The sequence below is a fragment of the Rhodococcus sp. IEGM 1370 genome (assembly GCF_033142325.1).
GTDB lineage: Bacteria > Actinomycetota > Actinomycetes > Mycobacteriales > Mycobacteriaceae > Rhodococcoides.
Window position 1 is genome coordinate 163,650 of sequence record NZ_JAWLRY010000004.1, and the last position, 12,807, is coordinate 176,456.

Annotated in this window: 14 protein-coding genes and 4 tRNA genes; 14 read left to right on the forward strand and 4 right to left on the reverse strand. The window is 64.3% G+C overall.

What is annotated here, in order from left to right; all coding sequences use genetic code 11:
* Window positions 1-12 precede the first annotated feature (12 nt).
* Entirely contained in the window at window positions 13-708 is a 696-nt protein-coding gene (locus R4P47_RS09060; protein WP_068046274.1) for a demethylmenaquinone methyltransferase, read from the forward strand.
* A 6-nt stretch (window positions 709-714) separates the two neighbouring features.
* Here the strand turns inward: R4P47_RS09060 and R4P47_RS09065 are convergent, their stop codons facing one another.
* Window positions 715-1,962: a geranylgeranyl reductase family protein gene (locus R4P47_RS09065; protein WP_317784576.1), complete on the reverse strand. Its 1,248-nt coding sequence runs from the start codon at window positions 1,960-1,962 to the stop codon at window positions 715-717.
* Between the two features lie 188 nt (window positions 1,963-2,150).
* On the opposite strand from R4P47_RS09065, the gene R4P47_RS09070 reads away from it, so the two are divergent.
* Window positions 2,151-3,170, forward strand: coding sequence for a polyprenyl synthetase family protein (locus tag R4P47_RS09070; protein WP_094641106.1), 1,020 nt, complete (start codon window positions 2,151-2,153; stop codon window positions 3,168-3,170).
* An 89-nt stretch (window positions 3,171-3,259) separates the two neighbouring features.
* Complete coding sequence (htpX, locus tag R4P47_RS09075) at window positions 3,260-4,129, forward strand: zinc metalloprotease HtpX (protein ID WP_068046268.1); 870 nt, start codon at window positions 3,260-3,262, stop codon at window positions 4,127-4,129.
* Between the two features lie 104 nt (window positions 4,130-4,233).
* Here the strand turns inward: htpX and R4P47_RS09080 are convergent, their stop codons facing one another.
* The gene (locus R4P47_RS09080) at window positions 4,234-4,734 is read right to left on the reverse strand and encodes a YajQ family cyclic di-GMP-binding protein (protein ID WP_008713817.1); all 501 of its coding nucleotides are present in this window, start codon (window positions 4,732-4,734) and stop codon (window positions 4,234-4,236) included.
* Between the two features lie 175 nt (window positions 4,735-4,909).
* Here R4P47_RS09080 and R4P47_RS09085 point away from each other — a divergent pair.
* From R4P47_RS09085 to rplA, 11 genes are all read left to right on the forward strand, one after another.
* Window positions 4,910-4,992: transfer RNA gene (locus tag R4P47_RS09085), tRNA-Tyr, on the forward strand.
* Window positions 4,993-5,142: 150 nt separating this feature from the next.
* Window positions 5,143-5,215, forward strand: a tRNA-Thr gene (locus R4P47_RS09090).
* Window positions 5,216-5,277: 62 nt separating this feature from the next.
* Window positions 5,278-5,350: transfer RNA gene (locus R4P47_RS09095), tRNA-Met, on the forward strand.
* A gap of 81 nt (window positions 5,351-5,431) precedes the next feature.
* Window positions 5,432-5,599: a 50S ribosomal protein L33 gene (rpmG, locus tag R4P47_RS09100; protein WP_027498281.1), complete on the forward strand. Its 168-nt coding sequence runs from the start codon at window positions 5,432-5,434 to the stop codon at window positions 5,597-5,599.
* Window positions 5,600-5,737: 138 nt separating this feature from the next.
* Window positions 5,738-6,250 (forward strand): (3R)-hydroxyacyl-ACP dehydratase subunit HadA, encoded by a 513-nt coding sequence (hadA, locus tag R4P47_RS09105; protein WP_068046265.1) that lies wholly within the window; start codon window positions 5,738-5,740, stop codon window positions 6,248-6,250.
* Entirely contained in the window at window positions 6,237-6,662 is a 426-nt protein-coding gene (hadB, locus tag R4P47_RS09110) for a (3R)-hydroxyacyl-ACP dehydratase subunit HadB (protein WP_317784577.1), read from the forward strand. The genes hadA and hadB overlap by 14 nt, the downstream gene beginning before the upstream one ends.
* 186 nt (window positions 6,663-6,848) lie before the next feature.
* Window positions 6,849-6,921 (forward strand) — tRNA-Trp (locus tag R4P47_RS09115).
* Between the two features lie 30 nt (window positions 6,922-6,951).
* Window positions 6,952-7,431, forward strand: a complete 480-nt coding sequence (gene secE / locus R4P47_RS09120) for a preprotein translocase subunit SecE (protein WP_094641108.1) — start codon at window positions 6,952-6,954, stop codon at window positions 7,429-7,431.
* Between the two features lie 65 nt (window positions 7,432-7,496).
* Entirely contained in the window at window positions 7,497-8,321 is an 825-nt protein-coding gene (gene nusG / locus R4P47_RS09125; protein ID WP_094641109.1) for a transcription termination/antitermination protein NusG, read from the forward strand.
* Between the two features lie 62 nt (window positions 8,322-8,383).
* Window positions 8,384-8,818 (forward strand): 50S ribosomal protein L11, encoded by a 435-nt coding sequence (gene rplK, locus R4P47_RS09130; protein WP_008713829.1) that lies wholly within the window; start codon window positions 8,384-8,386, stop codon window positions 8,816-8,818.
* 141 nt (window positions 8,819-8,959) lie between these two features.
* Window positions 8,960-9,679, forward strand: coding sequence for a 50S ribosomal protein L1 (rplA, locus tag R4P47_RS09135; RefSeq protein ID WP_027498276.1), 720 nt, complete (start codon window positions 8,960-8,962; stop codon window positions 9,677-9,679).
* A gap of 71 nt (window positions 9,680-9,750) precedes the next feature.
* Here rplA and R4P47_RS09140 read toward each other — a convergent pair whose 3' ends face one another.
* Both R4P47_RS09140 and R4P47_RS09145 read right to left on the reverse strand, forming a co-directional pair.
* Complete coding sequence (locus tag R4P47_RS09140) at window positions 9,751-10,662, reverse strand: alpha/beta hydrolase (RefSeq protein WP_317784578.1); 912 nt, start codon at window positions 10,660-10,662, stop codon at window positions 9,751-9,753.
* Window positions 10,663-10,672: 10 nt separating this feature from the next.
* The gene (locus tag R4P47_RS09145) at window positions 10,673-12,619 is read right to left on the reverse strand and encodes a CocE/NonD family hydrolase (RefSeq protein ID WP_317784579.1); all 1,947 of its coding nucleotides are present in this window, start codon (window positions 12,617-12,619) and stop codon (window positions 10,673-10,675) included.
* Between the last annotated feature and the right edge of the window lie 188 nt (window positions 12,620-12,807).

The following is a 12,807-nucleotide window of genomic DNA, read 5'->3' on the forward strand; positions in this document are numbered from 1 at the left end:
AGTCTGGACTTCGTGGCCCAGACATCACGTGCAACCCTGGCAAAAGAGCCCCACGAGGTGGCGTCGATGTTCGACGGCGTCGCCCGTCGATACGACATCACCAACACGGTTCTGTCGTTCGGACAGGACCGGAGTTGGCGCAAACTGACTCGGCGCGCCCTCGATCTCAAACCTGGCGAGCGGGTACTCGACCTCGCCGCAGGCACCGGCGTCTCGACCGTCGAACTCGGGCTCAGCGGAGCCTGGTGTGTGGCCACCGATTTCTCCAAGGGCATGCTGCAGGCAGGACTGCAGCGAGGCGTTCCGATGGTCGCAGGCGACGCAATGGCGCTGCCCTACGCCGACGCCAGCTTCGATGCCGCCACCATCTCCTTCGGCCTCCGCAACGTCTCCGATTTCGACGCAGGTCTGCGCGAGATCGCCCGCGTCACCAAGCCCGGCGGCAGGCTCGTCGTCTCGGAGTTCTCCACGCCGGTGTTCGGACCGTTCCGCACGGTGTACATGGAATACCTGATGAAGGCGTTACCGAAAGTCGCTCGCGCCGTGAGCAGTAACCCCGACGCCTACGTCTACCTGGCCGAGTCCATCCGCGCGTGGCCGACGCAGGAGCAGTTGGCGCAACGCATCGCCGACGCCGGTTGGACCGACGTGCAGTGGCGCAACCTCACCGGTGGAATTGTGGCTCTGCACAAGGCAACTCGGCCCTGACGCGATTCAGGTAAAAGGCGGTCGGGAATCGATTTTCAGTGATCCGCTTCCCGATGCCCGCCAGGTGCGGGCGACGAGGTCGCTGTCGGCTTCGGTGATGAGGTTGCCCATGCACCGGACGGCGACTTTCATCAGTGCCCGCGAGCGCATGCCCACCGGTCCCGCTGCGGGCAGGAATCGAGGCACCGTCAACAGTCCGGCGAGGCGTCGAGCGATGGAGAAGGACTGCCCGTAGTGCTCGCGGAGCAGGGTCGGCCAGGCGTCGGTGAGATCGGGGTGATCGAGCAGGTCGACGACCATGCGACCGCCTTCGAGTCCGTAGTCGATGCCCTCGCCGTTGAGTGGGTTCACGCAGGCTGCGGCGTCGCCGATGATGGCCCAGTTGGTGCCTGCGATTCCCGAGACCGCGCCGCCCATCGGCAGCAATGCCGACGCCACCGAGCGCAACTCCCCGCCGAGGTCCCATTCGCCGCGGCGCTGGTGGGTGTAGAGGTCGAGCAGTGGCCGCAGCGCTCCGGGTGCCGGCCTCTTGGCGGTGGCCAAGGTGCCGACGCCGATGTTGATGGTTCCGTCGCCCAGCGGGAAGACCCAGCCGTAGCCGGGTTGCAGAGTGCCTGCGGCGTCGCGTAATTCGAGGTGCGAGCTGATCCATTCGTCGTCGCTGCGGCCCGAGTCGATGTAGGCGCGGGCAGCGACGCCGAATGCGGTGTCGCGATGCCATTGCCGCCCGAGTTGCTTGCCCAGGCTCGAGCGGACACCGTCGGCGACGATCACTGTGCGGCAGGAGATCTCGTGTGCGCCGGCGGCGGTCTGCAGGGTTACCGAGCGGACCGAATTGCCGTCGCGGGTGACGGCGACAGCCTTCGCTCCCTCGGCCATCACGGCTCCGGAGTCGACTGCGGCGACGCGAATCCTGTCGTCCAATTCGGTTCGGGGAACGGCACTTCCGACGGTGGGAAGGGATTTGCTCGGCCATTCGAGTTCCAGTTCCTGCCCGAATCCGCTCAGTCGCAGTCCTCGGTTGCGTGCTTTGCCGCGCACCCACTCGCCCAGACCCAGCTGATCGAGCTCGGCGACGGCACGTGGAGTCAACCCGTCGCCGCACGTCTTGTCGCGGGGGAACACTGCCGCGTCGGCCAGGACGACGTCGCGGCCGGATCGCGCGGCCCATGCCGCAGCGGACGATCCTGCGGGGCCCGCGCCCACGACCAGAACGTCGGTCGCGGTGGGTGGGGCCGGGTGGGAAGAGGTCACGTGTTCCAGTATCCCGATTTCTACGAACGGGTGCGTCGAGGGCCTTCGGTCGACGCCGTGTGAAGCGTCACCTGTGGTCGGTGACACCGTCCCACCGGTGTGCACGCTAGGTTCACTACGGTAGAAGGCGAGCAGTGGCGCTTCGCCGCTGCCGCCGGCATGTCGACGACAGGACAGGGACCAACATCGTGAGTACAGACGACGCTGCCGTAGCAACGGTCGTTGCCGGAGTCGACCTGGGTGACCCGGAGCTCGCGCGAACCGTCGCCGACGGCCTCGCACGCGTCGAAGAACTGATGATCAGCGAGCTCTCCGACGGTGAGGAGTTCCTCACCGAGGCCGCTCTGCACCTGGCCAAGGCCGGCGGAAAGCGCTTCCGACCCCTGTTCACCGTGCTGACCGGTCAGCTGGGACCGTCGCCGACCGATCCGGCGATCGTCACCGCGGCCACGGTCGTCGAGCTGGTTCATCTGGCGACGCTCTATCACGACGACGTCATGGACGAGGCGTCGATGCGTCGAGGTGCCGAGAGCGCGAACTCACGCTGGGGCAACAGTGTGGCGATCCTCGCAGGCGACTACTTGTTCGCGCATGCGTCTCGTCTGGTGTCCACCCTCGGACCCGACGCCGTCCGCATCATCGCCGAGACCTTCGCAGAACTCGTCACCGGTCAGATGCGCGAAACCATCGGGGCCAAGAGCACCGACGATCCCGTCGCGCACTACCTGAAGGTCGTGTGGGAGAAGACCGGATCGCTCATCGCCTCCTGCGGACGCTTCGGCGGAACGTTCAGTGGCGGCGACGCCGAACATGTGGGACGCCTCGAGCGCCTCGGTGACGCCGTCGGTACCGCCTTCCAGATCTCCGACGACATCATCGACATCTCCTCGGCAACCGAGCAGTCCGGAAAGACTCCCGGCACCGACCTGCGGGAGGGTGTACACACTCTGCCGGTGCTCTTCGCGCTGCGCGAGGAAGGTGCCGACGGCGATCGGCTGCGCGAGATCCTCGCCGGTCCGGTCACCGAAGATGCGCTGGTGACCGAGGCTCTGGAGCTGCTGCAGCGCTCACCCGGCATGGTCTCGGCAAAGAAGACACTCGGTGAATATGCCGCGCGGGCACACGCAGAACTCGCCCTGTTGCCGCAGGGGCCGGCCAACGATGCCCTCGGCCGCCTGGTGAACTACACCGTCGAGCGCGTCGGGTAGTCGGCTCGGACTTCGGGCCGGGAACTGCCGGTCCAGGTGTTTTCGTTGAATCGGGTAGGAAGACCCGGTACGAGGAGGCATCTTCAGTCATGAACGGTTACGCGAACGGTGCGAAGACTTTCGGCCTGTTGGTCGGGATGTCGGCGCTCATCGTGTTCATCGGTTCGCTGTTCGGTAACGCAACCATTCTCATCGGCTCCATCGTGTTGGCAGTCGGCGTCAACGGCTATGCGTACTTCAACAGCGCGAAGATGGCCCTGCGGTCGATGCATGCGGTCCCGGTGACCGAGCTCGAGCAGCCGGCGATGTATCGCATCGTGCGCGAGTTGGCGACGGCCGCTCATCAGCCGATGCCTGCGCTGTACGTCAGTCCCACCAACAACCCCAACGCGTTCGCCACCGGCCGCAACCCCCGCAACGCTGCGGTGTGCTGCACCGAGGGCATTCTGCGGATCCTGGACGAGCGGGAACTGCGCGCGGTGCTCGGGCACGAGCTCTCGCACGTCTACAACCGCGACATCCTGATCTCGTCGGTGGCCGGTGCGATGGCGTCGGTCATCTCGGGTCTGGCGAACCTGGCCTTCTTCGCCAACATTTTCGGCGGACGTGGCAACGGGGGCCCGAACCCGCTCGCGTTGCTGCTGGTGTCGATGCTGGGGCCCGTTGCGGCCAGCCTGGTTCGCCTCGCGGTCTCTCGGTCGCGTGAGTACCAGGCCGACCAGTCCGGGGCCGAGCTGACCGGTGACCCGTTGGCGCTGGCGTCGGCGCTCCGCAAGCTCGAGCAGGGAGTGCAGCTGGCACCGCTGCCGCCCGAGCCGCGGTTGGCGGCCGAGTCGCATCTGATGATCGCGAACCCGTTCCGCATGGGCGACAAGGCCGGACAGCTGTTCGCCACCCACCCGCCGATGGCCGACCGCATCGAGCGACTCGAGCGGATGGCCGGCCACCGGCCGTACTGAGCGGCTGCGCCGCATGTGAGCAGAAACTCGTAGCCCACTACGAGGTTTCGTTCACGTGCGGCGCAGGAGTGGAGCCTGCGGAACGACCCAGGTGAGAAGCCGCTCTACCGGTAGTTGACGAACTGCAGCGCGATGCCGAAGTCCTCGTTCTTGAGCAACTGCTGGATGGCCTGCAGATCGTCGCGCTTCTTGCTGCTCACGCGCAGTTCGTCGCCCTGGATCTGCGCCTTGACGCCCTTGGGGCCGTCGTCGCGGATCTTCTTGGAGATCTTCTTGGCGTTCTCGGTCGTGATGCCCTGCACCAGCTTGCCGGTGACCTTGTAGACCTTGCCGGACGCGGCCGGATCGTTGGTCTCGAAGGCCTTGAGAGAGACGTCCCGTCGGATCAGCTTTTCCTTGAACACGTCGAGGGCGGCCTTGACCTTCTCCTCGGATTCGGAGGTGATGACGATCGTCTCCGACTCGCCGCTACCGGACCATTCGATGCTGGTGTCGGATCCGCGGAAGTCGAAGCGGGTCGCCAGCTCCTTCGCGGCCTGTCCGACGGCGTTGTCCACTTCCTGTCGGTCGACCTTGCTCACTACGTCGAAGGACGAATCAGCCACTTCTCACACTCTCCAGTCGAATCGAAAATTTGATTTGGCGGTGGTGTCGGTCCACATCCCGCAGGGACTTTATCGGCCCGCTACCGACCGTATCCACCCGGTTTGCGTTCCGGGGGGACGTTCGTTGTATTCTTCTCACCGCGCCGAAGAGCAGTACGGGCTTCGATCGCATCACGGCAGATTGCCCGAGCGGCCAATGGGAGCGGACTGTAAATCCGTCGGCTTATGCCTACGTAGGTTCGAATCCTACATCTGCCACACCTGGAACCCCGGCGAGGATTTTTCTCGCTGGGGTTTCCATGTGAAGAGGGACAGGAACGGCTCGCTGACCACGCAATTTGGTAGTCGGCGCTCCGAATGTGTAACCTCTTGAAGGCTTCAGCGCACGGCTCGATGTGTTCTGATCCCGCCCCCTTAGCTCAGTCGGTAGAGCGTTTCCATGGTAAGGAAAAGGTCAACGGTTCGATTCCGTTAGGGGGCTCGCTGGATTGGATGGCTCGACGTCGCGTTCCCCGCGTGGGATGGTGGACGGTGAGCACCTGAGGCGGTGTAGCTCAGTTGGTAGAGCAAACGACTCATAATCGTTGCGTCGCCGGTTCAAGTCCGGTCACCGCTACACAGTAGGCAAGCACGACCAGTAGCACTCATGAACAGTCCTGATTGACCCTGATCAGATTTACCCGAAAGTAGGCGTCCAGTGGCCTCCTCCACCGATGTGCGGCCCAAGATCACCTTGGCCTGCGAGGTTTGCAAGCACCGCAACTACATCACCAAGAAGAACCGTCGGAACGACCCCGACCGCATCGAGCTGAAGAAGTTCTGCTCCAACTGCGGAACGCATCGGGCGCACCGCGAATCTCGCTAGTCTGCTCGGCTCGCTGGTTCGCAGTTCCGATTTTTCGTCGGCGCCCGGCGTTAGGTCGCATTTTCTTCCCTAACGGCTCTTGCGTCCAGGGTAGAAAAGGTCTCCACCGTGTCACAAGCTCCACATGACGTACCGGCCATGGATGCATCCGCTCACGCGGCGTCCATGGTCGGTTGTCATTTCCGCGTCGACGACTTCTACGAGGTCGGCCGCGAGAAGGTTCGTGAGTATGCGCGTGCCGTCCAGGATTTTCATCCCGCGCACCACGACGAGGACGCAGCGAAGGGCCTCGGTTACGACGGTCTCCTCGCGCCCTTGACCTTCGTTTCCCTGCTCGGGATCATGTCGCAGACCCGGATGTTGCAAGAGGTCATCACGGGTTACGACCCGAGTCAGATCCTGCAGACCGATCAAAAACTGGAGTTCCATCGCCCGATCCAGGTCGGCGATCGAATTTTCTGCGACGTGTATCTCGAGTCGTTCCGGCAGATGGGTGGCAGCGACATCATGACCACCAAGAACATCATCACCGATCAGAACGGCGACCTCGTGCAAACCACGTGGACGACGATCGTCGCGCGAACCGGCGGGGAGATCGACGAGAACATCGCCCATGCGGTGAAGGAAGTGATCAGGCATGGCGCTTCGTAACTTCGACGACGTATCGGTCGGGGACGAACTGCCTGAGCGAGTGGTGTCCCTGACCCGCGGCGACCTGGTCAACTACGCAGGCGTGTCCGGCGATCCCAACCCGATCCACTGGAGTGACGAGGTCGTCGCGCTGGCCGGATTGGACGACGTCATCGCGCACGGGATGCTCACGATGGGCCTCGGTGCCGGTTTCGTCACGTCGTGGCTCGGCGACCCGGGTGCGGTCACCGAGTACAACGTGCGCTTCACCAGTGCGGTGTTGGTCCCGGCCGATGCCCCGGCGTCGGTGGAATTCACCGGCAAGATCAAGTCCGTGGACGCCGACGAGCGAACCGCGATCGTCGCCATCGTCGCGAAGTCCGCGGGCAAGAAGATTTTCGGGCGAGCGACCGCAACGGTGCGCTTGGCCTGAGCATGGTCGATCCGGCGGAGGTCGTTCACCGCCGGGACGACGGGATTTATCTGTTCCGAAGGGTGTGCAGTACACTGAGATTTCTGGGGTAATTCGGCGCTCCGCGCTGCCCGCGTCCTCCTCCGGAGGTTGCGTGGGCCGTGTAGTGCCGGATGGACACCAGAGCGGCCGAGAAGTTTCGGCCGAAGGGGCGTAGCTCAATTGGTAGAGCAACGGTCTCCAAAACCGTAGGTTGCAGGTTCAAGTCCTGTCGCCCCTGCCCAAGGTGTCAGCAACTGAGAGGAACGACGTGAGCGAGGAGCGCGGTAAGCGCGACGGTCGATCGGAGGAGGAGTTCGAGAACTCCTCGGCTTCGGGCGACGTCGCACCTGGCTCCGAGGGCCGTCCTTCCGATGCTGACACCACTGCCGGTGAATCCGCTGCAGACGCCGTGGTACCCACCGGCAAGCGATCCACCAGCAGGTCCCGCGGTAGCGCTTCGGGCGTGTCGATGTCCAAGGCTCCGGCCGCATCCACCGCGCCGGCCAAGACCAAGACCGGCAGGACTCGATCGGGCAAGGTCAAAGCCGACAAGCGGCCGAACGTGTTCATGCGTCTGCTGCAGTTCTTCCGTGAGGTCGTCGCCGAGCTTCGCAAGGTCATCTGGCCGAACAAGAAGCAGATGGTCACCTACACCAGCGTCGTGCTCGTCTTCCTGACGTTCATGGTCGCGTACATCAGTGGCCTCGACCTGCTCTTCATCCAGGGCGTCGGCTGGCTGTTCGGCTGACCGATCGCAGCTGCGTGACTTATCGACGATCGAACCGAGCAGGAAACTAGAGAAAGGGTGCTGACGTGAGCACGCCGCACAACGACGCCACCGAAGTGGCCGCATTCGACGCCGATGTCGAGGCGACCAAGCAGGGCCTCGAAGCGGAGCAGGCCGCTCAGGACCGCGAAACCGACGAAGCCATCAAGGCCGACGTTGCCGCTGCCGCCGGTGAGGACGTTCCCGCCGAAGACGGCGAGGCAGCCGACGCCGACGTGACAGCCGAGCCCGAGGATCCCGTCGCCGAGATGAAGGCGGCTCTGCGCCGCGCTCCCGGTGACTGGTACGTCATTCACTCGTACGCCGGCTACGAGAACAAGGTCAAGGCCAACCTAGAGACTCGCGTGCAGAACCTCGACGTCGGCGACTACATCTTCCAGGTGGAAGTTCCCACCGAAGAGGTAACCGAGATCAAGAACGGCCAGCGCAAGCAGGTCAACCGCAAGGTTCTGCCCGGTTACATCCTCGTGCGCATGGAACTCAACGACGAGTCATGGGGAGCGGTTCGCAACACTCCCGGCGTCACCGGTTTCGTCGGTGCCACCTCGCGGCCGTCACCGCTGACCATCAACGAGGTCGTCAAGTTCCTCATGCCGCAGGAAGGTGCCAAGAAGGACGCGAAAGCGACCGCAGGCGCAGCCGAGCAGGGCGGCGACACCACGTCGAAGCCGACCATCGAGGTCGACTTCGAGGTCGGCGAGTCGGTCACCGTCATGGACGGCCCGTTCGCCACGCTTCCCGCCAGCATCAGCGAGGTCAACGCAGAGCAGCAGAAGCTCAAGGTGTTGGTATCGATCTTCGGCCGTGAAACACCGGTCGAGCTCGGCTTCACTCAGGTCTCCAAGATCTAGAAGCCGACCACAGACTTGCAGTAGCAACCGCAAGAAACCCGAGCGAATACAAGGAAAAAGAAATGCCCCCGAAGAAGAAGAAGCTAGCCGGGATCATCAAGCTTCAGATCCAGGCCGGTGCCGCCAACCCGGCACCGCCCGTCGGCCCCGCACTGGGCCAGCACGGCGTCAACATCATGGAGTTCTGCAAGGCGTACAACGCCGCGACCGAGTCGCAGCGCGGCAACGTCGTGCCGGTCGAGATCTCGGTCTACGAAGACCGTACGTTCGACTTCAAGCTGAAGACTCCTCCCGCTGCCAAGCTGCTGCTCAAGGCCGCAGGCGTGGCGAAGGGCTCCGGCGAGCCGCACAAGACCAAGGTCGCCAAGGTGACCATGGATCAGGTGCGCGAGATCGCCAAGACCAAGCAGGAAGACCTCAACGCCAACGACATCGATCAGGCCGCGAAGATCATCGCCGGCACTGCTCGCTCGATGGGCATCACCGTCGAAGGCTGATTTACCCGCCCAGCAGGAGCGGAGCCTGCAGAGCGACCGTTCCAGTAGGAGCGGAGCCTGCGGAGCGACCAAAGACACAGAACGTGGGAGAGCCGGCCAGGCTCGTCAACCACACTGAACTCGAACGAAGGACAGTAAGACATGGCAAAGCGCAGCAAGGCCTACCTCGAGCAGGCCGCGAAGATCGACCAGGACAACCTCTACTCGCCTCTCGAAGCCGCGAAGCTGGCCAAGGAGACCGCGTCGAGCAAGTTCGACCCCACCGTCGAGGTCGCAGTGCGACTCGGCGTGGATCCCCGCAAGGCCGACCAGATGGTGCGCGGCACCGTCAACCTTCCCCACGGCACCGGCAAGACCGCTCGGGTTATTGTTTTCGCCGCTGGTGAGAAGGCTGCAGAGGCCGAGGCAGCAGGAGCCGACGTCGTCGGTGCAGAAGATCTGATCGAGCGCATCCAGGGCGGATTCCTGGACTTCGACGCCGCGATCGCCACCCCGGATCAGATGGCCAAGGTCGGCCGTATCGCCCGTGTCCTCGGACCGCGTGGCCTGATGCCGAACCCGAAGACGGGCACGGTCACCAACGACGTGACCAAGGCCGTCAACGACATCAAGGGCGGCAAGATCAACTTCCGCGTCGACAAGCAGGCCAACCTGCACTTCGTCATCGGCAAGGCCTCGTTCGACGAGACCAAGCTGGTGGAGAACTACGGCGCAGCACTGGACGAGATCCTGCGTGCGAAGCCGTCGTCGGCCAAGGGCCGTTACGTCAAGAAGGTCACCGTCTCGACCACCACCGGACCCGGCGTCCAGGTCGATCCGAACCGCACGCGCAACCTCCTCGAGGACGACGCGAACGCGTAAGTCAGCTCAGCACTACCACGAAGGCCGGCCCCGATAGATCGGGTGCCGGCCTTCGTCGTTCGTGGAGGTGCCTACGCAGCCCGCGTCCGAGCGAAGTTCGCCAGGATGATGCCCGCGATGCGGTCGATCAGTGCGGCGGGCAGGTCGTGGGCCATACCGTCGATCAGCGTCAGTTCGGCGTCGGGGACAGCGCGGGCGATGGCCTTCCCACCCGACGGCCGGACCAGTTTGTCGGCGGTGCCGTGGATGACCGTGGTGGGAGCGGTGATCTTCTTCGCGTAGGGCCGCAGACTGCCGGTGCCGGTGATGGCGGCCATCTGCCGGACGACACCGGACGGGTTGTAGTTCCGCTCGTACATCACCTGCGCGATCTCCAGTTGCTCCTCGGGCGGAGTGCGGTAACCGGGGGAACCGATCGCGGCGAGCGTCTTCGCCGAGTGCGCGATGATCTCGTCCTTGGTGGCGTCCTTCCCGACGCCACCGATGAGCGGCAGCAGCGCGCGTGGATCGGGCGGTGGCAGGAACGGTTCGTTGGTGCTCGAGAAGAGGATGCCGACCGACTTCGTTCGTTCGGGATAGCGTCCGGCGAAGACCTGGGTGATCATTCCGCCCATGGAGGCACCGACGACGTGCACCGAGTCGATGTCGAGGTGGTCGAGCACTCCGACGGCGTCGGCCGCCATGTCCGTGATCGTGTAGGGCACGTCCGAGGACATCCCGAACTCGTGCCGGATCAGGCGAAGAATCTGGGACCCTCGCACTTTCTGCCCGGTCATCTTGGTGGACAACCCGATATCGCGATTGTCGATTCGGATGACCCGGTAGCCGGCGTCGACGAGACGGGTGCAGAAGTCCATGGGCCACAACGTCAATTGCGCGGACAGGCCCATGATGAGCAACACTGCGGGGTCGTCGATCGACCCCATGTCCTCGTACGCGATCTCGACGGAGTTCGTCGGCGCGACACCTTGTTCGATTCTCATGTTCTCGTTCCTACCAGCCGGGCTCACCGAGTACCGGAACCACCAGGTAACTCGGATTCTGCGGATCGATGTCGATGTCCTGTCTGCGCAGTCGCGTACGCACCAGATCCGGCAGGATCGGGATGAACCGCGGTGTGTCGGTGGCGAATACGCTCACGCGCAGGCAATGGCCGGATGCGATGACGGCCTCGGTGGTGAGGATGTCGATGTCGAGAGCGATGGGTTCGCCCATGGGGACCGGGAGCAGCGCTGCTTCGGTGAGTGGATGGTACGGGCGGGTGTAATCGCCGTTCGGGGCGAACAGTGATCGCTCGTCGTCGACGGCTCGGCGGGAGGCGAGCAGGGCTCCGTTGCTCAGGACGATCGATCGACCGCTCGGGGCGACGTCGCAGATCATGATGGCCCACATCGCTTCCGGTGCATGGCAGACGACGCGCAGGTGCAGGTTCATGGGGCCGGACAGCACGGTGTCCGACTCGGCGGGTGCGGTGGTGAAGGTGACTGCGGCCCCCTCGGCGAATCGATTGTCGTAGGTGAAGCCGCCGCCCAGGACTGCCGTCACGCCGGCGAGAACCTGTGTGGTGTCACGAGATACGACGGCTCGCAGTGACGGGCGAACGGTCAGGACGTCGGATTCGGCGGCCGGCTCGCCGGTGAGGCGGCCGTCGGCGACGGCATGAGGGGCGGTGCCGGACGCCGCTGCCGACAGGTACAGCCTGCGTGGTTGTGCCCGGGGAGCCGGAAAGCGTCCGTGCGCAGTCCAATTGCCGCCCTGCTGACGAAGGGTGACGGGGCCGTAGTTCTCGATTCCGTTGTCCACGTCGCGCAGCCATTTGTCGAACCAGGCGCGCTCCAGTACGTCGAGCCGAGGCGGAAATCCTGGTTCGCCGAAGCCGATTCCCGGGTTGCCGTGGTAGCCGTCGCCGACGAGCAGTTGCTTGAATCCGCGTTCGAGGGGCAGCCGGTTGTAGATGTCCGGTGCGGAGCCGCCGAAGATGTCGTGCCAGCAGCCGTACAGGAATGTCGGTGCCGCGATGTCTTCGATGACGGCATCGATGGTGTCGTAGTACGGGTCGTCGTAGATGCGCGGATCATTGCCTGTGACAAAGCCTTTGGCGAGATCGAGCAGGTTGGTGGCGGGGGTTCGAGTGCGATCACGAAGCCAGGCGAACGTGTCGATTCCGCCGACCGCGGGCGCCCATTTGAGCCCGTTGACGGCCGTGAGCCACAGTGGGATGAACGCCGAGGTGGCCCCGCCGGTAGCGAATATCTCACGCACGATGTCCACCGAGCCTTCGACGGCGAAGATCGCGTCGAGCCCGGCGGGTCGTTTGGCTGCGGCCTGCAGCGCGTTGATCGCCGAGTACGAGATGCCGGCCATCCCGATCCTGCCGTTGCACCAGTACTGGCGTCGCGCCCACTCGATCACTTCGAGCGAGTCGAGCTGTTCGCGCGGGCCCAGCACGTCCCAGGTGCCCGAGGAGCTGCCGGTCCCTCGGACGTCGACGATCATCTGGACGTAGCCGCTGCGGACGAGGTGACGGTTGACCGACAGCAGGTCCGCAGCTCCGCCGGCGACCACTCGGGTGATTTCGGTGATGCCGTCGAAACGGGTTCCGGTGAGGTCGAACGCGGACGAGAAGGCTCTGATCGCACGGCCCAGAACCGGGGTCTCGAGGATGGTGTCGATGCCTTTGATCAGCAGCTTGTTGTAGGGCGTGAGGTTCAGGACGGTAGGAAACGTGTCGTCGATTGCCCGTCCCGACGCGTCCGCGGGGCGAAAGACGTATGCGCGCAGCGCAGTTCCGTCGCTCATCGGAATGCGCACGTTTGCCGTGATGGACACTCGTGGGTACCGCGGTTCCGCACGCACGATTGCCGCCCATGCCGCCGCTGCGTCGCCGCCGCTGGGGTCGCGTGCGGGTTGCAGGAGGGGGTGGGGGTGTACTGCCGTCATGGGAAACGATTAGACCGTCGAAGGGCCTCGTTTGTCTCGTGGAACGCACATCACCGGTGATTTCACCGACCGGCACAGGGCGATTTGCCGACTTCGATTGGGAACACTCTCAACGCCGGTTGAGTGCCGCTGTGGGGGTTCCCAGACTTTCCCGGTCACCCGGTTATGAGCCCGCGTCATTGCTAACG